This is a genomic window from Aeromonas sp. INTO2 (assembly GCF_049860605.1).
GTDB lineage: Bacteria > Pseudomonadota > Gammaproteobacteria > Enterobacterales > Aeromonadaceae > Aeromonas > Aeromonas caviae.
The window spans coordinates 831803-852451 of the sequence record NZ_CP187588.1 but is presented as its reverse complement, the minus strand read 5'-3'; the positions used below and the strand labels follow the sequence as shown (position 1 = coordinate 852451).

General features: G+C 64.3%; 16 protein-coding genes and 2 tRNA genes. 12 read left to right on the top strand and 6 right to left on the bottom strand.

Annotated features, from left to right (window positions below; all coding sequences use genetic code 11):
• Positions 1-19 precede the first annotated feature (19 nt).
• Positions 20-1297: an NAD(P)/FAD-dependent oxidoreductase gene (locus ACPW74_RS04105; protein WP_103244474.1), complete on the bottom strand. Its 1278-nt coding sequence runs from the start codon at positions 1295-1297 to the stop codon at positions 20-22.
• A gap of 49 nt (positions 1298-1346) precedes the next feature.
• On the bottom strand, positions 1347-1955 hold the full coding sequence (puuR, locus tag ACPW74_RS04100; protein WP_029314011.1) for an HTH-type transcriptional regulator PuuR: 609 nt from the start codon (positions 1953-1955) through the stop codon (positions 1347-1349).
• A 309-nt stretch (positions 1956-2264) separates the two neighbouring features.
• Between puuR and ACPW74_RS04095 the strand changes: the two genes are divergently transcribed.
• The 5 genes from ACPW74_RS04095 to ACPW74_RS04075 all read left to right on the top strand — a co-directional run bounded on the left by ACPW74_RS04095 (position 2265) and on the right by ACPW74_RS04075 (position 8778).
• Positions 2265-3728: an NAD-dependent succinate-semialdehyde dehydrogenase gene (locus tag ACPW74_RS04095; RefSeq protein WP_010673552.1), complete on the top strand. Its 1464-nt coding sequence runs from the start codon at positions 2265-2267 to the stop codon at positions 3726-3728.
• 232 nt (positions 3729-3960) lie between these two features.
• A complete protein-coding gene (gabT, locus tag ACPW74_RS04090) occupies positions 3961-5250 on the top strand; it encodes a 4-aminobutyrate--2-oxoglutarate transaminase (RefSeq protein WP_042014742.1) in 1290 nt (429 codons plus the stop codon).
• 233 nt (positions 5251-5483) lie between these two features.
• Positions 5484-5621 carry a hypothetical protein gene (locus tag ACPW74_RS04085; RefSeq protein ID WP_164882979.1) on the top strand — a complete coding sequence of 46 codons (138 nt, stop codon included), beginning with the start codon at positions 5484-5486 and terminating at the stop codon, positions 5619-5621.
• Positions 5621-6964: an APC family permease gene (locus ACPW74_RS04080; protein ID WP_128273403.1), complete on the top strand. Its 1344-nt coding sequence runs from the start codon at positions 5621-5623 to the stop codon at positions 6962-6964. The genes ACPW74_RS04085 and ACPW74_RS04080 overlap by 1 nt, the downstream gene beginning before the upstream one ends.
• A 470-nt stretch (positions 6965-7434) precedes the next feature.
• Positions 7435-8778 carry an APC family permease gene (locus tag ACPW74_RS04075; protein WP_039039328.1) on the top strand — a complete coding sequence of 448 codons (1344 nt, stop codon included), beginning with the start codon at positions 7435-7437 and terminating at the stop codon, positions 8776-8778.
• A 75-nt stretch (positions 8779-8853) separates the two neighbouring features.
• Here ACPW74_RS04075 and ACPW74_RS04070 read toward each other — a convergent pair whose 3' ends face one another.
• Entirely contained in the window at positions 8854-9246 is a 393-nt protein-coding gene (locus ACPW74_RS04070; protein WP_029314009.1) for a hypothetical protein, read from the bottom strand.
• Positions 9247-9497: 251 nt separating this feature from the next.
• On the opposite strand from ACPW74_RS04070, the gene ACPW74_RS04065 reads away from it, so the two are divergent.
• The 5 genes from ACPW74_RS04065 (at position 9498) to ACPW74_RS04045 (ending at position 15690) form a co-directional block, all read left to right on the top strand.
• Positions 9498-10652, top strand: coding sequence for a Na/Pi symporter (locus ACPW74_RS04065; RefSeq protein WP_279981619.1), 1155 nt, complete (start codon positions 9498-9500; stop codon positions 10650-10652).
• Positions 10653-10789: 137 nt separating this feature from the next.
• Positions 10790-11260 (top strand): FKBP-type peptidyl-prolyl cis-trans isomerase, encoded by a 471-nt coding sequence (locus ACPW74_RS04060; RefSeq protein WP_010673545.1) that lies wholly within the window; start codon positions 10790-10792, stop codon positions 11258-11260.
• A gap of 298 nt (positions 11261-11558) precedes the next feature.
• The gene (locus ACPW74_RS04055) at positions 11559-12326 is read left to right on the top strand and encodes a DODA-type extradiol aromatic ring-opening family dioxygenase (RefSeq protein ID WP_210538614.1); all 768 of its coding nucleotides are present in this window, start codon (positions 11559-11561) and stop codon (positions 12324-12326) included.
• 143 nt (positions 12327-12469) lie between these two features.
• Positions 12470-15499: an ATP-binding protein gene (locus tag ACPW74_RS04050; RefSeq protein ID WP_425858573.1), complete on the top strand. Its 3030-nt coding sequence runs from the start codon at positions 12470-12472 to the stop codon at positions 15497-15499.
• Positions 15397-15690 carry a response regulator gene (locus tag ACPW74_RS04045; protein ID WP_425859178.1) on the top strand — a complete coding sequence of 98 codons (294 nt, stop codon included), beginning with the start codon at positions 15397-15399 and terminating at the stop codon, positions 15688-15690. Before ACPW74_RS04050 ends, ACPW74_RS04045 begins: the two co-directional genes overlap by 103 nt.
• A gap of 265 nt (positions 15691-15955) precedes the next feature.
• Here ACPW74_RS04045 and ACPW74_RS04040 read toward each other — a convergent pair whose 3' ends face one another.
• Positions 15956-16156 (bottom strand): YbfA family protein, encoded by a 201-nt coding sequence (locus tag ACPW74_RS04040; protein ID WP_010673543.1) that lies wholly within the window; start codon positions 16154-16156, stop codon positions 15956-15958.
• A gap of 214 nt (positions 16157-16370) precedes the next feature.
• Here ACPW74_RS04040 and ACPW74_RS04035 point away from each other — a divergent pair, with 214 nt between their 5' ends.
• Positions 16371-16658 (top strand): hypothetical protein, encoded by a 288-nt coding sequence (locus ACPW74_RS04035; RefSeq protein WP_041213319.1) that lies wholly within the window; start codon positions 16371-16373, stop codon positions 16656-16658.
• 63 nt (positions 16659-16721) lie between these two features.
• Here ACPW74_RS04035 and ACPW74_RS04030 read toward each other — a convergent pair.
• Both ACPW74_RS04030 and ACPW74_RS04025 read right to left on the bottom strand, forming a co-directional pair.
• Positions 16722-16795: transfer RNA gene (locus ACPW74_RS04030), tRNA-Cys, on the bottom strand.
• Between the two features lie 55 nt (positions 16796-16850).
• Positions 16851-16926, bottom strand: a tRNA-Gly gene (locus ACPW74_RS04025).
• A gap of 249 nt (positions 16927-17175) precedes the next feature.
• Here ACPW74_RS04025 and ACPW74_RS04020 point away from each other — a divergent pair.
• On the top strand, positions 17176-20613 hold the full coding sequence (locus ACPW74_RS04020; RefSeq protein WP_425858572.1) for an ATP-binding protein: 3438 nt from the start codon (positions 17176-17178) through the stop codon (positions 20611-20613).
• Positions 20614-20649 lie beyond the last annotated feature (36 nt).

Genomic DNA, 20649 nt, shown 5'->3' with positions numbered 1-20649 from the left:
CTGGCGGGCCACCTTGTCATCACACCCCCAGGCGATCGCGCAGGGTGTACCATGCGGCGCCGGCGGCGGTGAAGGGGATGCGCAGCAGGCGGCCACCCGGGAAGGGGTAGTGCGGCAGCCTGGCGAACGCATCGAAGCGCTCCGCCTGACCGCTCAGCACCTCGGAGAGCAGCTTGCCCGCCAGATGGGTACAGGTGACGCCGTGGCCGCTGTAGCCCTGCATGTAGTAGATGTTGTGACCGATGCGGCCAAACTGCGGCAGGCGCGACAGGGTGAGCAGGAAGTTGCCGGTCCAGGTGTACTCCACCTTGACGTCGGCCAGCTGCGGGAAAGTCTTGAGCATCTTGGGGATGATCAGCCGCTCGATGTCCGCCGGATCCCGCGCCCCGTAGACCACGCCGCCGCCATAGATGAGCCGGTGATCGCCGGAGGTGCGGTAGTAGTCGAGCAGGTAGTTGCAATCCTCCAGACAGTAGTTCTGTGGCAAGAGTGAACGGGCCCGCTCCTCTCCCAGCACTTCGGTGGCGATCACCTGGGTGCCGCAAGGCATGCTCTTGCCGGCGAGCTCGGGCACCAGGTTGCCGAGATAGGCGTTGCCGGCCACCACGATAAAGCGTGCCTTCACCGCCCCTTTGGCGGTCTTGACCAACGCCGGCTGACCCGGCGTGATGCTGGTGACGGCGGACTGCTCGAAGATAAGCCCCCCCTGCATGCGGATGGCTTCCGCCTCCCCCAGCGCCAGGTTGAGGGGATGAATATGGCCGCCGCTCTTGTCCAGCAGGGCGCCGACGTAACGATCGCTCGCGACCACCTCGCGCACCCCGTCGGCATCGAGCAGCTCCAGCTGGTCGTTGCCCCACTTCTCCCAGCGCGCCTTCTGCGCCTTGAGTTCGTGAAGCTGCTTCTCGGTCTCGGCGGCAAAGACCCCGCCCTCCTGCAGATCGCACTGGATGTTGTAGCGTTTGATCCGCTCGCGGATGATCTGGCCCCCCTCAAACAACATGGAGCCGAGCAGCCTGGCCTGATCCGGCGGGCAGTTCGCTTCGATGGTGTCGATGTCGCGGCTGTAGGAGTTGACGATCTGGCCGCCGTTGCGGCCGCTGGCGCCAAAGCCGACCCTGGCCGCCTCCAGCACCACCACCTTGTACCCCTTCTCCACCAGATGCAGCGCACTGGAGAGGCCGGTGTAGCCTGCGCCGATGACGCAGACGTCGCACTCCAGCTGCTCGGTGAGCGTGGGATAGGGCGCGTGTTTGTTGGCACTGGCTGCGTAGTAACTCTTTACATGTTCGGTCATGATCCCTGTTTCCTTACCGGTTCGTTTCCAACACAACGGGTTGTTCACATTAAAAGCTGGCCGGGGTGTGGGCGCTGACGATGCGGCAGACCTGCCCCGAAGGATTGCTGAAACTGTGGGGCTCGCCGGTGTCGATGACATAGCTGTCCCCAGCGCACAGTTCATAGGTCTGGCCGGCCAGGGTCAGCAGCACCGACCCTTCCAGCACGGTGCCCACCTCCTCCCCCTGATGCTTCACCACGCCGCCGGTGTCGGTGCCGGGGGCATAGGTCTCCAGCATGAAGCCGAGCTGGCGCCGATTGTTGCCGTTGTGCACCAGCTTCATGGAGACCCCCTGGCTGCCGAGCTCGATGAGCTGCTCCGCCTTGATCACCACGCTGGGCGTGCTCGCCACCTCCTCTTCGGCGAAGAAGCGCGACAACGGCAGCTCGTAGACGCTCAGCAGCTTTTGCAGGGAGGCCACCGAGGGGCTCACCTTGTTCTGCTCTATCATGCAGATGGCGCCGTGGGTCAGGCCGCTCAGCTCCGCCACCCGGCGCTGGGAGAGCCCGAGCTCCCTGCGGATCCGGGCGAGCCGCTCCCCCATGTTTCTCTCGTGCTCCGCCAGGGGGTTGTCCGTCATGGTCCGCCACCGGACCTCGCCACGGGATTGCTCCATCGCCCATCTCCTTCCATGGTCATTCGAATACCTGGTGCAGCCTGGTCAATATAGTGAGTCAGGCACGTCAGCCCCGTTCACTATCCTGCACAACCCAGGGCGTTCATTATTTTGCACACCCTGCGCAATGAAAACCGCTACAATCGCGCTCACAGCCCCATTTCTAGCATGTGACGCCCAGTTCACTCAAATATATTTAACACTTGAAAAACATTTCGGCTCATTTTATGGTCATTACGTGCTTATTATTCTATACGGCGGTGCCCACATAAACGCGCCACCCAGACCCACTATCGAGGCCCCTTACATATGTCAGCATCACAACCTGCTCTCTCCCTGATCAAATCCCTGGCCTATGTCGACGGCCGCTGGTGCGAGTCCCTGGGCGGGCGCCGGTTCGAGGTCCTGAACCCGGCCACCGGCCAGGTCATCACCCAGGTGCCCGACATGGACGGGGAGGACACCCGCCTCGCCATCGCGGCCGCCCACGCGGCGCAACCCGCCTGGGCGGCCCTCACCGCCAAGGAGCGCAGCAGCAAACTCTACGCCTGGTTCGAGCGCATCATGGCCAACCAGGAGGAGCTCGCCCGCATCATGACCTGCGAGCAGGGCAAGCCGCTGGCGGAAGCCAAAGGAGAGGTGGCCTACGGCGCCAGCTTCATCCAGTGGTTCGCGGAAGAGGGCAAGCGTGCCTATGGCCGCACCATCCCCGGCTTCTCCGCCGATCGGCGCCTGGCCACCATCAAGCAGCCGGTGGGGGTCGTGGCCGCCATCACCCCCTGGAACTTCCCCATCGCCATGATCACCCGCAAGGCGGGTCCGGCGCTGGCCGCCGGTTGCACCATCGTCATCAAGCCCGCCGCCGAAACACCCCTCTGCGCCCTGGCGCTGGCGGTACTGGCTGAGCAGGCGGGCATTCCCGCCGGGGTCATCAACATCGTCACCTCCCATCAGGCGAGCGCAGTGGGCAACGAGCTGTGCAGCAACCCCGTGGTGCGCAAGCTCTCCTTCACCGGCTCCACCCGCATCGGCAAACTGCTGATGCGCCAGTGCGCCGACACCATGAAGCGCCTCTCCCTGGAGCTGGGCGGCAACGCCCCCTTCATCGTCTTTGACGACGCCGACCTCGACGCCGCCGTGGCCGGGGCCCTGGCCTCCAAATACCGCAACGCCGGCCAGACCTGCGTCTGCGCCAACCGCATCCTGGTGCAGGCCAGCGTCTATGACGCCTTCGCCGAGAAGCTCGCCGCCGCGGTCAAAGCCTTCAAGGTGGGGGACGGCATGGGCGAGGGCGTCCAGATCGGGCCCCTCATCAACCCGGCCGCCGCCAGCAAGGTGGCCGAGCTGGTGCAGCAATCGGTCGCCGCCGGTGCCCGGGTGCTGGTGGGGGGCGACGCCCACCCCGCCGGTCCCCTCTTCTATCACCCCACCATCCTGACCGGGGTCACCCGGGGCAACCCCATTCTGGACGAGGAGATCTTCGGGCCCGTCGCCCCCCTGGTGCGCTTCGAGACGGAAGCCGAGGCCATTGCGCTTGCCAACGACACCCCCTATGGCCTGGCCGCCTACTTCTATGGCCGCGACATCGCCCGGGTGTGGCGAGTGGCCGAGGGGCTCGAATACGGCATGGTGGGGATCAACGAGGGGATCATCTCCACCGAACTGGCCCCCTTTGGCGGGATCAAGGAGTCGGGACTGGGCCGGGAAGGGGCGGCCGAAGGGCTGGAGGAGTACCTGGAGACCAAATACCTCTGCTTTGGCGGCATTCGCTGAGGGGAGTGAAGGGGCAATCGCATCGTTAAAACAGATGCGTTATGACACAGCCCATCGCTTTTACAGATAGAAAGAGGGGGCCGCCGGTCACGACCGAGCGCCTTGTGGGCCCTGAGGGCACACCCGGGGCCCCCTTTTGCGAACAGGCCGCCCTGCCCGAGGGCAGTTGGCGGCACACATATGGCCAGATGGCACAGGAACAGCGGGGGCCCATGCCCCTCAGGGAGGAAAGATGAGTCATTCAAGCAACAACCAGCAGTGGCAGGCCCGCCGCGAAGCGGCCGTGGTCCAGGGGGTCGGCACCCTGCTGCCGGTCTTCATCGACCGGGCGCACAACGCCGAGCTGTGGGACGTGGAGGGCAACCGCTACATCGACTTTGCCTCCGGCATCGCCGTGCTCAACACCGGCCACAACCACCCCAAGGTGGTGGCGGCGGTGCGCGAGCAGCTCGAGAAGTTCAGCCACACCTGCTTCCAGGTCACCCCCTACTCCGGCTATATCGAGCTGGCGGAGAAGTTGAATGCCCTGGTGCCCGGCCCCACCCCCAAGCGCACCCTCTTCCTCTCCACCGGCGCCGAGGCGGTGGAGAACGCCATCAAGATCGCCCGCGCCCACACCGGTCGCAGCGGCACCATCGCCTTCAAGGGGGGCTTCCACGGCCGCACCATGATGGGCATGGCCCTCACCGGCAAGGTGGTGCCCTACAAGACCGGCTTCGGCCCCTTCCCGGGGGAGGTCTATCACCTCCCCTTCCCCGCCGATTACCTGGGAGTGAGTGAAGACGATGCCCTGGCCGCGCTGGATCTCTGCTTCAGCGCCGACATCGAACCCACCCGGGTGGCCGCCATCATCATCGAGCCGGTGCAGGGGGAAGGGGGCTTCTACCCCGCCTCCGCCAGCTTCATGCAGCGCCTGCGCCAGGTGTGCGACCAGCACGGCATCCTGCTCATCTGCGACGAGATCCAGACCGGTTTCTGTCGCACCGGCAAAACCTTCGCCACCGAATACAGCGGTGTCGAACCCGACATCATGACGCTCGCCAAGAGCCTGGCCGGCGGCTTCCCGCTCTCTGCCGTGGTGGGCAAGAGCGAGGTGATGAACGCCGCCAAGCCCGGTGGCCTGGGGGGCACCTATGCGGGCTCCCCCATCGCCTGCGCCGCCGCCCTGGCAGTGCTGGAGGTGATCGAGGAGGAGCGCCTGAACCAGAAGGCCCTGGCCCAGGGGGAGCAGATCAAGGCACGCCTGCACCAGCTGGCGACACGGTTTGACTGCATCGGCAACATCCGTGGCCCCGGCGCCATGGTGGCCATGGAGCTGGTGAAGGAGGGAGATGCCGCCAGACCGGACCCGGATCTCACCAAGCGGCTGGTGGCCGAGGCGGGCAAGCGGGGGCTGGTGCTGCTGGCCTGCGGCGTGCGTGGCAACGTGATCCGTTTCCTCGCCCCCCTGACCGCCCCGGCGGCCATCGTCGACGAGGGACTGGACCTGCTGGAGCAGGCCCTGTCCGCCTCCCTGGCCTGATCCGGAAGACCGCGTTCGCCCACGTGCAAAAAAATGCGTTTTTGCTCCCTTGATATGCTTGTCAAGGGGGCATCACGAATGCACAATGCGCCGCCGTATTCAAGGACCGTCCGCTCATCGGAGCCCGGTTCTTTTTTTGCGCCAAACAAATCCATAACGAGGCCGGAACAGACCGGAAATGATAACGAGGTGGCACGCCATCTCACGACACCCGCTTCTTAGTGAGGAACTCCATGGGGCATATCATCGCTTTCCTGCCGGCCCGCGCCGGTCTGCGCCATCCGTCCGCATCCCGGACTGGCGCCCCCACCGTGCAGGATGACCTCACCGTCAGCCTGATCCCGTCAGCCAGCCTGCGGGGGATCGCCTGATGCACCCGCACCCCGCCGGTCTGAAAAAAAGCCTGAAACTCTGGCACGTGGTCATCATGGGGCTGGCCTATCTCACCCCCATGGCGGTGTTCGACACCTTCGGCATCGTCACCGAGATCACCGAAGGCCATGTGCCGACCGCCTACCTGCTCGCCCTCATCGGCATGCTGTTCACCGCCATGAGCTACGGCCACCTGGTGCGCAAGTTCCCCTCGGCAGGCTCCGCCTACACCTATGCCCAGAAGGTGTTCCACCCCTATGTGGGTTTCATGGTGGGCTGGGTCTCCCTGCTCGACTACATGTTCATGCCCATGATCAACATGCTGCTGGCCAAGATCTACATGGAGGCCCTCTTCCCCGGCGTGGCCCCCTGGACCTACATCCTGGCCCTGGCCGCCGTCATGACCTTCCTGAACCTGCGGGGCATCAAGCTGGTGGCGAACTTCAACAGCCTGATCGTCATCATGCAGTTCAGCATCATCGCCGTCTTCATCGGCCTCATCGCCTGGGGCGTGAGCCACGGCGAGGGGCTCGGCACGGTGGCGAGCAGCCGCCCCTTCTTCTCCGAGCAGATGCACATCAATCCCCTGCTGACCGGCGCCTCCATCCTCTGCCTGTCGTTCCTCGGGTTTGACGCCATCACCACCCTGTCGGAGGAGACCCCGAACGCGGATCGGGTGATCCCCCGGGCCATCGTGCTCACCGCCCTCATCGGCGGCGTGCTCTTCATCTCGGTCTCCTACTTCCTGCAGCTCTTCTTCCCGGACATCTCCCGCTTCCAGCAGCCGGATGCGGTGCTGCCGGAGATCGCCCTCTATGTGGGCGGCAAGCTGTTCCAGGCGGTGGTGCTGGTCTGCACCACGGTGGCGGTGCTCGCCTCGGGGCTCGCCTCCCACGCCGGGGTGTCGCGCCTGCTCTATGTGATGGGCCGGGATCGCGCCCTGCCGAGCCGCGTCTTCGGCTACATCCACCCCACCTGGCAGACCCCGACTCTCAACGTGCTGCTGGTGGGCATGCTGGCCCTCTCGGCGGTGGTCTTCGATCTGGAGATGGCGCTGGCGCTCATCAACTTCGGCGCCCTGGTGGCCTTCACCTTCGTCAACCTGGCGGTGATTGCCCACTTCTATCTCAAGCTGGGTCACAACAAGACCCTGAAGGATCACCTGCTGTTCCTCGCCCTGCCCCTGTGCGGCGCCGCCTGCATCGGGGTGCTCTGGCTCAACCTGGAGCCCGCCTCCTTCGAGCTGGGGCTGATCTGGGCCGCCCTCGGTGCCATCTACCTGCTGCTGCGCCTCACCGTGTTCCGGGTCCGCCTCGGCCGCCCCGAGCAGGACGCCTCCTGAGCAAAACCGGCGCCCTCAGGGCGCCGGTTTCACATAGTGGCAAAGCAGGGCGCCAGCTGATGACAAGGTTGTCATCGACTTTTCGGCAGCGGTGGCGAAGTGATCGCTCACGGGGGGAAAAAATTCCCCGCTGGCGGCCTTTTTCGCTTGTCTCCTCCCCCCCCTGAGGGCACAATACGGCGCCCCTTGAGAGCCGATGTTTCAACAACATCGGTTCTTTGCTTTTCTGGGGCACACCACCATTCACCAAGAGGCCGGCCATGTGCCGGAATTGATACCCAGATTGCCAAGCAATCTCCCGACGTTGTGAGGAAAAACATGGGGCATTTCACTGCTTTCCTGCCGGTCCCCGCCGGCGTGCGCCACGCATCTGTGCCACAGATGGGCGCCCCCTGTGTCCAGCGACGCGTTTCCGCGTCCCTGATCCCGTCCTATCTCGCCCACGGGGCCTGTGCAGAGGAGAAAGCGTGATGGCCGGTGCCAAGCTGCTCAAGACCCTCACCCTGTTCCAGGTCGTGGTGATGGGTCTGGCTTACCTCACGCCCATGGCGGTATTCGATACCTTCGCCATCGTCGGTGACATCACGGATGGTCGCGTGGCCACCGCCTACCTGCTGGCGCTCGGCGGCATCCTGCTGACCGCGTTCAGCTACGGCCACCTGGTGCGCCGCTTCCCGTCCGCAGGCTCCGCCTACACCTATGCCCAGAAGGTGTTCCACCCCTATGTGGGCTTCATGGTGGGCTGGTCTTCCCTGCTGGACTACATGTTCATGCCGATGATCAACATCCTGCTGGCCAAGATCTACCTGACCGCCATGTTCCCCACCGTGGAGCCCTGGATCTTCATCTTCGGTCTGGTGACCGTGATGACCTTCCTGAACCTGCGCGGCATCAAGCTGGTGGCGAACCTCAACGGCTTCATCGTCTTCATCCAGATCGCCATCATCGTCACCTTCCTCGGCCTCATCGCCTGGGGCCTGAGTCACGGTGAAGGGGCCGGCACCCTGATGAGCAGCCGTCCGTTCCATGTGGAGTCTGCCAGCATGCTGCCGCTGTTCACCGGCGCCACCATCCTCTGCTTCTCGTTCCTGGGCTTCGACGGCCTGAGCTCTCTCTCCGAAGAGACCCCGAATGCCGGCAAGGTGATCCCCCGTGCCATCGTGCTGACGGCCCTCATCGGCGGCATCATCTTCGTCACCGTCTCCTACAGCCTGCAGCTCTTCTTCCCGGATCTGGCCCGCTTCAAGGAACCGGACGCCGTGCTGCCGGAGATCGCCCTCTACGTGGGCGGCACCCTGTTCCAGAGCGTGGTGCTGGTGTGCACCACCGCGGCCGTGCTCGCCTCCGGCATGGCGGCCCACGCCGGAGTGTCGCGCATCCTCTACGTGATGGGGCGCGATCGCATGATCCCGGAGCGGGTGTTCGGCTATATCCACCCCACCTGGCGCACCCCGGCCATCAACGTGCTGCTGGTGGGGGCCCTGGCCCTCTCCGCGGTCTCCTTCGATCTGGACATGGCCCTGGCCCTGGTGAACTTCGGCGCCCTGGTGGCCTTCACCTTCGTCAACCTCTCGGTGATCGGCCAGTTCTGGGTGCGCGAGAAGCGCAACAAGAGCCTCAAGGAACACCTGCTGTTCCTGGTGCTGCCGCTGCTGGGGGCCGCCACCATCGGCGCCCTCTGGATCAACCTGGAGCAGAGCTCTCTGGAGCTTGGCCTCATCTGGGCGGGGATCGGGGTCACCTACCTCTTCCTGCGCCTCGCCGTGTTCCGCATCCCCTTCCGTCAGTACGAGGAAGCGGCCGACGGCCAGTAAGGCGGCACACACGCCCAAACAGAAGGGGAGCCCATGGCTCCCCTTCTTGCATTCAGACGTCCGATACGCGGACCCTCACCCCTGATTGAGCACGGCCGTGGCGGCCGCCTTGACCGGATCCCTGGTCACGGCGTTGACATCCTTGCGGGTCTGGTTGACCTTGTCCTGCGCCTGCTTCACACCGGCACTCTGCTTGTTCAGGGCCGCATTGGTGTGCTGCCTGGTCTCTTTCAGTCCCGCCGTCTTCTTGTCCAGCACGTCCGTGGTGTGTTTCTTCACCTCGGCATTGGCCTTCTCCTTCTGCTTGCGCACCAGCTTGTCGGCATCGCAGTTGCCCTTGACCCCCAGGGTGGCGTTCATCGCCTCGTTCCTGACCGCCTTGTCGAGGTTGCACTCGGACTTGAACACGCTGGCCTGCGCACCGGCAGACAGCAGACCCAGGGAGAGGCACAAAACCCATGCACGCATCATCACTTCCTCAGTTTCAAGACAGGAAAGTCCGGCAGCATATAACCCTGGGATCCCAGTGCAAGGGCGGGGGCCGGTGATGAGCCGGATGGCGTCATATCGGCGTTTGCTCCGACACCTTTTGTCTGCGACGCCCCCTGCAGCCCTGTCACCAAAGCATCATAAAAGTGTCACGTTGTCATATTTCTGTCATGGAGCCTTGTTGTAATGCGCCCGTCCATTTTCAACGCAGAACGACCCCAAGAGGCCATATGCACAGCACCGCATCTTCCGCACCCCAGCAGAACCGTCGTCCCGGCCCCCTGTTCAACTGGCTCGCGGTGATCACGCTGATCTACCTGATCCTGGTCGCCGTTGGCGCCGTCTCCCACGGCTTCAAGGGCTTCTCCGGCGGCGCCGAGGGCGCGGCCCAGATCTTCGCCTTTGCCAACAACCCCTTCGTCGCGCTGCTGCTCGGCATCCTGGCCACCGCCCTGGTGCAATCCTCCAGCACCGTCACCTCGGTGATCGTCGGCCTGGTGGCAGGGGGCCTGCCCATGGCCATGGCCATCCCCATGGTGATGGGGGCCAACCTCGGCACCACCATCACCAACACCATCGTCTCCCTGGGGCACATCCGGGACAGAGGCGAGTTCCGCCGCGCCTTCGCCGCCGCCACCGTGCACGACTTCTTCAACCTGCTGGCGGTCTTCATCTTCCTGCCCCTGGAGCTGATGTTCGGTCTGCTGCAAAAGAGTGCGGAAGGGATTGCCAGCCTGCTGCTGGGCTCCGCCGACATGTCGATGAAGGGGATGGATTTCATGAAGCCCCTCATCTCCCCGTCCCTGGATCTCATCGACGGTGCCGTCGCCTTCCTGCCGGGCAAGGGCCCCGCCATCGCCACCATCGTCATCGGCATTCTGCTCATCCTGTTCTGCGTCACCGCCCTTGGCAAGGTGCTGCAACGGGTCATGGTGGGTCGTGCCAAGGAGCTGCTGCACAAGGCCCTGGGCCGTGGCCCGCTCACCGGCATCGCCTCCGGCACCCTGGTGACCGTCATGGTACAGTCCTCCTCCACCACCACCAGCCTGATGATCCCGCTGGCGGGCGGCGGCGTGTTCAACACCCGTCAGCTCTACCCCTTCACCCTGGGGGCCAACATCGGCACCACCATCACGGCCCTGCTGGCGGCCACCGCCATCAGCGGCGCCGGCGCCCAGCTGGCCTTGACCATCGCCTTCGTGCATGTGCTGTTCAACGTCTTCGCCGTGGCGCTCATCTATGGCGTGCCCTTCCTGCGGGAATTGCCCATCAAGGCCGCCGAAACCCTGGCCCGGGTCGGCAGCGAGAACAAGCTGCTGGCGCTGGGTTACGTGGCCGGGCTCTTCTTCGCCCTGCCCGCCCTGATGATGGTGGCCGTCAAGTAAATCCGAACCGGGGGCATCATGCCCCCGGTGCCTTGCCCGTCCGGTCACATCCTCCGGCATCCCCCCTCGCCCTCCCTCCCCGGCTGGGATAAGATGCCCCTTCATTGCACTCTGATTTCAAGGAACAGGAAAACCCGATGAAATTCATTCTGATAGCCCTTCTTATCGCCGGCGCCGCCTACTACTTCTACTCCAGCAGCAACAACCGGAAGCTGGCGGAAGAGAACGTGCGCAAGGGGGCCGAGTTCCTCGCCAGCAACCAGGAAAAACCCCTGGTGACCACCACCGCCTCCGGCCTGCAGTACGAAGTGCTGACCCCGGGCACCGGCACCGTTCACCCCACCGCCACCAGCAAGGTGAAGGTGCACTACGAGGGCAAGCTGCTGGACGGCACCGTGTTCGACAGCTCCGTCGCCCGTGGCGAACCCATCGAGTTCGGCCTCAACCAGGTGATCAAGGGTTGGACCGAAGGGGTGCAACTGATGGTGGAAGGGGAGAAGACCCGCTTCTACATCCCCGCCAACCTGGCCTATGGCGATCGCGCCGCCGGCAAGATCCCGCCGGGCTCAGTCCTCATCTTCGACGTGGAGCTGCTGGGCATTCAATAAACCCGCCCTGGGCCTGCGTTGAGCTTGGCGGTGGCGCTGCGGGGCATCCCGTCAGAAGCCACGTCCGACGGACCCTGATCACAACGCCGGCGCACTGCGCCGGCGTTGTCGTTTCTGCCCCGGTCTCCCTCGCCCTGATGCCAGACTATCAACCAAAAGTGAAGAGTGCTTATCCATAAAGCCTGATTGTTAACCCATCATTAGGGGCAGATAATGACCACATCGTCAGCGGCATGTCGCCCTGGCCTCGGGTTGTCGGTGCGCCGCGCGCATCGGCACAACGCATATGGAGTCTGTCATGTCTATCGCCCCTGTCTGGTTCATCTCCCACGGCGCCCCGGATCTGGTCCTGCGCGATCAGCCCGCGACCCGGTTCCTCAAGCAACTGCGCCTCAAGGGTGCCAGAGGGCTGGTGGTGATCTCGGCACACTGGTTCAGCCGAAGCGAGCTGCAGATCAACGTCGAGCCCAACCCGGCCCTGATGTACGACTTCTACGGCTTCCCCGAGCCCCTCTACCAGATCCGCTGGCCCGCGACGAGCCCGCAATGGTTGCAGGAAGCGGTGAGCGATCAGCTGCTGCTGGCCGGTCTGCCCGCCACCCCGGTGCGCCGCGAGCTGGATCACGGAGTCTGGTCCCCCCTCTCCCTGATGGATCCGGACAGTGAACTCCCCCTGGTGCAGATCGCCATCCCGGCCAGCTTCACCCCGGCCCAGCTGTGGCAACTGGGGGAGGCATTGCAGGGGCTGCGCGAGCAAGGGATCGGCATCCTCGCCTCCGGCGCCATCACCCACAACCTCCGTGCCCTCGGGCCGGACGGCTCGCCGGTTCCCCAGTGGGCGAGCCAGTTTGCCCGCTGGCTGGAGCAGACCATGGCAGAGGGAGACAGGGGAGCACTGGAAGATTACCGGGCCCGGGCGCCGGGCGCGGTGGAATCCCATCCCCATGACGATCACCTGCGCCCCCTGTTTGTGGCGCTCGGCGCGGCGGGGGCCGACAGACCCCGAAAGCTGCACGACAGCTGGGATTACGGCAGCCTCTACATGGGGGCCTACCAGTTCGGTTGAGGGCGGGGCGGCCAGGCCGCCCTGCTTGCCGTGCTACCGCCGACGCGCGTGGAGAAATAGCGGACTCGTTATAGCCATTTTCCGGTAGAATGGCCGCCATTGGATGAGGCTTGGCAGGGATGGCTGTCGCGTCGGGTGGCTAGATGAACCTATATCGAACACTGATCCTGCTCTGTCTGCTCTGCCTTCAACCTGTGCAGGCCCTGACCCTGCACAGCCGCTACGATCCCGCCCCGCTGCCTCCCCGCTGGTCGGAGGCGGAGCTCGGATGGCTGCGCCAGCAGTCCCAACTGCGGGTCGGCATCCTGCAAGAGGACTACCGCCCCTTCACCATGAGCGCTCGCCAGCGCGTCGAGGGGCTCAGTGCCGACTACATCGACCTGCTGGCCCGGATGCTGGACAAACCCGTTGCCCTGAGCGCCTTCCCCGACAAGGCGCACCTGCTCCGTGCTCTGGCACGGGGGGAGATACACCTCGCCAGCCTCGGCAATCTCACCCTGGCGGACAGTGACACCCGGGCGATCCGCCTGAGCAACCCCTATTTCAGCAGCCCCCTCGTCTTCTCCGTGCCCAGACGTTATCGGGGGGCACTGCTCACACCGGGACAGCGGGTAGCCGCCGTCCGGGATCAGATAGACAGGGCGCGCTTTGGCCGCTACTACCCCACTCTCACCCTGGTGACCTATCCCTCCAACATGGAGGCGTTCGATGCGGTCTTCTTCGGCCGCGACGACATCCTGCTAGGGGATGCCCACGCCACCCACTACCTCAACAGCGAGCGCTTCGACCACCTTCGCCAGCGGGGCGAGGCCCCGCCCGAGCTGGCGCCTGCCGAGTTCCGCTTTGCCGTCCCGGCCACCGAGCCCGCCCTGCTCAGCCTGGTCAACCGGGGGCTGGCGGCCATCGACGACCGGGCGCGCAACACCCTCTTCACCCAGTGGAACGGGCCCATCCGCGACATGAACGAGCGAAGCGCCGATCTCTATGATGCCGCCGAGCGGGCCTGGATGCGGCAAGCGCCCCCCATCAGGGTGTGGCTGATGGACAACCTCTACCCCTATGGCGCCCTGGATCATGACGGCCAGCTGGTCGGCATGACGGTGGACATGCTGGACAAGATCCGCACACGCACCGGCCTCACCTTCGAGTTCGTGCGGGCAGACTCAGAGGGTCAGCTGGCAAAAGCCATGCAGTCAGGCGCCATCGACCTCATCGGCGCCATCTCCCAGCAGGTGGCCGAACACTACGGGCTGCGCACCTCGGTGCCCTATGCCACCGACAACATCTATGTGATCCTCACCCGCCAGGAGGAACAAGGGATCGACACCATCCGGAGTCTGGCGGGCAAGACGGTGGCGATGACGCACCATGTGCCCCTCGCACAGAGACTGGAGGGCAGCCGCATCACCCAGGTGGAGAGTGCCGCAGAGGCGATGGAGGTGCTCGCCCAGGGACGGGTGGATGCCGCCATCGTGCCCCTCTATTTTGCCCGTCATGCGCTGGACAATGATCCCCAGAGCCCGCTGCGCATCGCCGGCCCCGCCGATGACGAGCCAATCCGGATGGGGTTTGCCAGCCTGCCCGGACAGGGGATGCTGATGGGGATCCTCGACAAGACCATCCTCGCCATCCCCCCCAACGAGCTCGCCATGATGAGTTACGAGTGGCGCAACCGCAAACTGCCGGTGCCCGGCTTCATGGATCGCCACGCCCACATCGTCTACCTGGTGTTCGTGGGGCTCCTCACCCTGGCGCTGGTGCTGCTCTATCGCAACCGCATGTTCAAGCGGATGGCCAGCGCCGAGCAGGCGTCCCGCCAGCAACTGGAGGCCCATGTCAGGTTCATCCGGGCGCTGGGGGAGAGCCTGCCCCACCCCATCGTCGTGCGGGACAAGAGCGGCAAGGTATTGCTGTGCAACAGCAAATACCTGACCCAGCTCGGCGCCGAGCCAAAGGCCATCCTGGGTCAGCCCTTCGCCCAGGGGCTGTCAGGGGTGCTCGATGCAGACAGCATCGCCGTGCTGGAGCAGGACTTTGCCAGGGTATTGCAGGAGGGGCAGCCCATCTTTGCGGATCGCCTCTTCCATCACAGGGGAACCCAGAGCGACATCTATCACTGGATGGTGCCCTATTTCGACGGGGAGGGGGCCATCAGCGGGGTGATCGACGGCTGGATAGACATCACGGACCGCAAGCGGCTGGAAGAGGCGCTGCGCGAGGCCAAACAGCAGGCCGACAGCGCCAGCCGCGCCAAAAGCGACTTCCTCGCCACCATGAGCCACGAGATCCGCACCCCCATGAACGCCATCCTCGGCATGCTGGAGCTGGCCACCGAGGATCCCGCTCTCAGCCGTCACAGCGGCGAGCTGCTGCGCATCGCCGCCGACTCCGCCAACGGCCTGCTGGATCTGCTGGGGGACAGCCTGGATATCGCCTCCATAGAGGCGGGCCAGATGACCCTGACTCCCACCCCCTGCGATCTCGCGCCCCTGCTCTCGTCCGTCACCCGGGTCTTTGCGGGCATGGCCGAGCAGAAGGGGCTGCTCTATGAGGTCAGGCTGCCCGACACCCCCATGCCAAGGGTGCTGATCGATCCCCTTCGCCTGCGCCAGATCCTCTTCAATCTCATCGGCAACGCCATCAAGTTCACCGAGCAGGGCCGGGTCGCCATCACCGCCACCCTGACCGGGAGCGAGCAGCCTCCTGTGCTGCACCTCACCATCACCGACACCGGAGCCGGCATTCCCGCGGACAAGCTGCCCCGGCTCTTCACCCCCTTCTATCGCGCCCACGGCCAGGGCCAGTTCCCCGGCAGCGGGCTGGGCCTCAACATCGCCCGCATCCTGTGCCAGATGATGGGGGGGGAGATAGCCGTTCACAGCCAGGTCGGCGAAGGCACCCGGCTCGAGATAAGGCTGCCCCTCACGCTCGCTCAGCAACCCCCGCCCCGATCACGGCAATGCCGGCGCCCCAGCCCCACCAGGCTCAACCCCTCCCCCATCGGCTGCATATCCTGGTGGTCGATGACAATCACGCCAACCAGATCCTGCTGCGCCAGCAGCTCAAGCACCTGGGACACGACGTCAGTGTGCGCAGCAATGGCCTGGAGGCCCTGCGCGCCCTCGCCAGCCCCCCCTTCGATCTGGTCATCACCGACTGCCAGATGCCGGTGATGGACGGCTTCGAGCTGACCCGCAGCCTGCGTGCCCTTGGCCATGACCTGCCCGTCTGGGGCTTCACCGCCCATGCCCAGCCTCGCGAGCGGGAGCTTTGCCTCGCCGCCGGCATGAACGACTGCCTGTTCAAGCCCATCGGCCTCGCCCGTCTGCGCGCGGCGCTGGCCACCCTTGGGCCTGCGCCCTGAGTACCGCCAGCCCTTCCTCCCGTCATGTCGCACGGGCGCGGCTGAGAATGCGGCTGAGAGTGCGCCGGCGTTTGCCGCATAAAGGGTCGCCCACAGAAACAAGAGACAAGAGACAACGTGGACCAGCCATGGATACAAGGCCGGTGGCGGTTCGAGCCCCATAAAAAAACCGACACCAGGGTGTCGGTTTTTTATATCGGGAGGTGCGCCCTGCCTTCCTGTCACGCCAGTCTGGCGCCGGGTGAAGCGGGCGTCACGGGGAGGATCAGTAGAAGATCCGCTCCCCTCGCTCGCTCATCTTGAGCCAGACCGGCTTGGTGCTGGTCTTGCTCCAGATGCGGTGCAGGTAGCTGTAGAAACGGGCGCGATCCCGGCGAAACAGCATCACCGGGAAGGCGAGCAGACCCGCCATCAGGACGAAGATGCGGCGAAGGATTATCTGAGTCAGGGAGAAGGGATGAAACATGATGTAACGCCTCACTGGTAAGACCACTGAACAAAGATTACGCCAATCATTGTAGGATTACTACACCGACAGCGCCATTTTTTGATAAAAAATGGGGCTAAAAGCCTAAAAATGAAACCGGGTTACATTCTTTAACTAAAAAACAACAAAGGTGGCAAAACGCGGCCCCTGTTCCAGAGTTAACGAGGACTGGACCAGAACGGGGGAACACAGGATGAAACTTGCAGATGCGGCGCTGCTGGGGGCATTGGGCGTGCTCGCCTGGAGCCAGTGGCAGGAGTGGCGGCTCAATCGTGACGATGCCATCGACATCCCCTATCACGGGGTCCCCACCGCCAGCCTGTGGCAATGCGGTCTGCTGATAAAGGAGATGGCCGCGCTGGCAGAACAGGGGGGCGAAGAGAGGTCCGGATCCAGGGGCGAGGCATTGGCCGAGATGGATCAGCATCTGCACAAGACGTGGCAACGGGAGGGTTGTTCACGGCTTACTGACATCCAATGAAGCATCATTCTGGGCCGCCATGGCGGATAGACAACGTCAATGACGTGGAAAACAGGGAGAAGATGGAGGCACGTTCCGGAGTCGAACCGGACTAAACGGATTTGCAATCCGCTGCATAACCGCTTTGCTAACGCGCCATGCTGACAAGGCATTGCCTTGAGAGTGATGTCCATGGTTGGTGCCATGGAGTATTGGAGCGGGAAACGAGACTCGAACTCGCGACCCCGACCTTGGCAAGGTCGTGCTCTACCAACTGAGCTATTCCCGCATGACTGCTTGCGTGCCAGTTGCCTGACAACGAGGCGCATTATACGTACCCCGAGCCCGGGCACAACCCTTTTTTCTCACTTTAAGCCCTTTCCCGTGCTGTTTGCTCACCCTTTAGACGCCTTGGTCGAAAATCCCCCCGCTCCCTGTGACCCGACGAGCGAATTTAAGATAAAGCCATTGAAATAGTTAGCCTTTAGTCAGAAACTCATCGCGCTTAGTAACTGGATTCTCAATTGAAAATCATGCGATGAAATGGAACTTCAGGCCTCGGGGGCTCAGACCGCAGCTGATGCTGGCTTTTTTCATGTTGGGCCTGGTGCCCTTCCTGGTCGTCACCCTGTTTTTCCTCTATAGCCACGGCAAGGATCTCACCACCCAGACCTCCAACCATCTGGTCTCGGTGCGCAACATCAAGAAAAACCAGCTGCAAGACTACTTCGGCAACCTCAAGGAGCAGATCATCAACTTCTCCCAGCAGGACTTTGCCGGCAACAGTATCGGTCGCTTCTACGGTTTCACCGGTGCCTTCGAGAAGCTCGGCACCACGCCGCAGGAGGCCCGCGCCCGCGCCCAGGCCCGCTATGTGCCTGGCTCCTGGGACAAGCTGCAACAACCTGACAGTCAGGTGGAGATAGAGCCCTCCATCAGTGCCCTCATCCTGGCGGACGAGATGTATGGCCGCGTCCACCAGCGCTTCCATCGCGGCTACGCCGACATGGTGCGCAAATCCAACTACAGCGACATCTTCCTGGTCGACCTCAACAGTGACGTGGTCTACTCGGTCACCAAGCAGGCCAACTTCGCCACCAACCTGCTCTCGGGCCCCTACCAGTCCAGCGGCCTTGGCAACACCTTCGCCAAGATCAAGCGCCGCCTCGATGGCGGCCAGAAGCCCCAGCAGATCTTCGAGTTCACCGATTTTGGCCGCAACGAGCTGACCGGCCAGGTGGTCGCCTACCTCGCCGCCCCCGTGATGCAGTACGACTATGTGCGCGGCGTGGTCATCTTCGAGCTGCTGCCGGACAAGCTCAACCAGATCATGGCGGAGCGGGAGGGGCTCGGCGCAACCGGCGAGACCATTCTCATCGGCCCGGACAAGCGGATGCGCGCCAACGCCTGGCTCGCCCCCGAATTCAGCGTGGAGAACAGCTTCAGCCCCGACTTCCGACCGCTGCAGACCCCCCTCATCATCAAGGCCCTCTCCGGGGAGCAGGGGGTCGGCCCCTTCCTCTCCTACCACGATGACGAGGTGCTGGCCGCCTATACCCAGGTGAAGGTGTTCGATACCGAGTGGGCCTTCATCGCCGAGATCTCCACCAGCGAGGCCTATGCCCCCATCCGCCAGCTCGAGACCCTGGTGATCCTGCTGGGAGCTGGCTCACTGCTGCTGCTGATCCTCTTCTCCCGCTGGCTCTCCCACTCCATCACGGCGCCCCTGCGATCCCTCACCGCCGCCGCCGAACAGGTGGCGGACGGCGCTCTGGATCACCCCATCACCATCCCCCGCACCGACGACGACATCGACCGGCTGGCCCAGGCGTTTCGCCACATGCAGCGCTCGGTGAAAGACAAGATCGAGCTCATCGAACGCCAGACCCAGGAGCTGCAACAGCAGGTCAAGCTAACCCACAAGCAGAACCTCAGCCTGCAACAGGCGGACAAGCTCAAAGACGAGCTCCTGGCCAACACCTCCCACGAGCTGCGCACCCCCATCCACGGCATCAAGGGGATGGCCGAGTCCATGCTCGCCAGCCAGCAGGACCTGACCGAAGGGCAGCAGAAACAGCTCGGTCTCATCATCAAGAGCGCCGACGGTCTGGCGCGCCTCGTGGACGACTTGCTCGACTACCACCAGATGCGCTACGGCCAGCTGGAGATCCACCCCCAGCCGGTCTCCTCCAAGGGGGTCATCCGGCTGGTGCTGGATCTCTGTCAGCACCTCGTGCAGGCCAAGCCCCTCACCCTGGTGGACAAGAGCCCCGCCGAGCTGCCCCCTGTGCTGGCGGACGAGCAGCGCCTCGAGCAGGTGCTCTACAACCTGGTGGGCAACGCCATCAAGTACACCCCCCAGGGCAAGGTGGTGCTGAGCGCCCTGGTGGAGGGCAACTTCCTGCGCATCAAGGTGACCGACACCGGCATCGGCATCGCCAGGGAGCATCTGGAGCACATCTTCGAGCCCCTGGTGCAGATGAGCCCGGAAGTGAGCAAGCAGGGAGCGGGCCTCGGTCTCTCCATCACCCGCCAGCTGGTACACCTGATGGGGGGGGAGCTGTTCGTGGAGAGCGAGCCGAGCGTCGGCTCCACCTTCGCCTTCACCCTGCCGCTGGCCAGGGGCAAGGCGGGCAGTCTGACCCTCGACAGCCGCCAGATAGAGCACCAGCTGGTGCGCCAGCAGCCCGTCATCCTGCCGGACTGGGAGAGCGAGGATCTGCCGCCCCCGCCGCAAGATGCCCCCGTCATCCTGGTGGTGGACGACGAGCCCATCAATTTGCACATACTGCGCCACCTGCTGCAGCCCTGCGGTTATCGCATCCTGCCCAGCAGCGACGGCCACGACGCCCTGACCAAGCTGGCTCAGGAGCCGGTGGATCTCATCCTGCTTGATGTGATGATGCCCACCCTCTCGGGCTTCGACGTCTGCCGCCGTCTGCGCCAGCAGCACCCCAAGGAGAAGCTGCCGGTGCTGCTGCTCACCGCCCTCAACCAGCCCAAGGAGATTGAAGAGGGTTTCAACGCCGGGGCCAACGACTATCTGGTGAAACCCTTCTGCAAGGAGGAGCTGTTCGCCCGGGTGAGAGCCCTGCTGGAGGCCAGCGCCGGGCGCGCCTCCCTGGTGGAGAACCGCCTGCTCAAACAGGAGATAGAGCACCGTCTGCTGCTCCAGGAGCAACTGCACCAGGATCAGGAGCGGCTCCTCGCCCTGCTTGGCGAGGGGGCCGACCCCATGGTCTTCCTCGATGAGCAAGGAGGGGTGCTGTTTGCCTCCCGGGCCCTGGCGCGCCTGCTGGGTCAGGAGCCGGAAGCCATGGAGGGGCAGAGGCTGGACGAGTGGCTGGCCGCCCCGCTGGCAAGCCAGTGGCCCGACATGACCGCGCAGCCGGAGCGGGAGCTGGACTTCCTGGTGGCGGGCCAGCGAGACACCCTCAACGCCCGCGCCCTGCCCATCAACCTGGGGGGGCAGCACGCCTATGCGCTGACCCTTGGCACCGAACCGCGCCAGGACGACAATCGCATGGCTGCACTGGAGAACGCCCTCAAGAGCCTCTCTCGCCAGGCCATCATCGAGGATGGCCAGTTGCTGGGGGAACTGAGCCGGCTGGGCGGGGAGTTCAGGTCGCTGGCCGACGATCTCATTCGCCAGCAGGATGACGAACCTCTGCGCCGCGCCCTGGTGGACACCATGCGTCTCACCCTGGAGACCTGGCAGCAGAGCACCGGCAAGGGCAAGATAGTGCTGGCGGAGAAGAGCAAGCTGTGGCGGGTCTACATGGACCGCTCCAGTCCCCAGACCCGCACCCTCGACAAGTACCTGAACCTCGACACCCTGCCCAAGGCACCGCGCTGGAAGACGGTGGTGGCCAGCGCCGAGTACGTGCTCAAGCACTGCGCCCTGAACGAGGTGCAGCACCAGAGTCTGCACCAGAGCACCCAGCGCCTTCGCCAGCTCGCCAGCCGCAAGGCATGAGTCTCCAACCCGCAGCCACGTTGCTCTGATGATGGC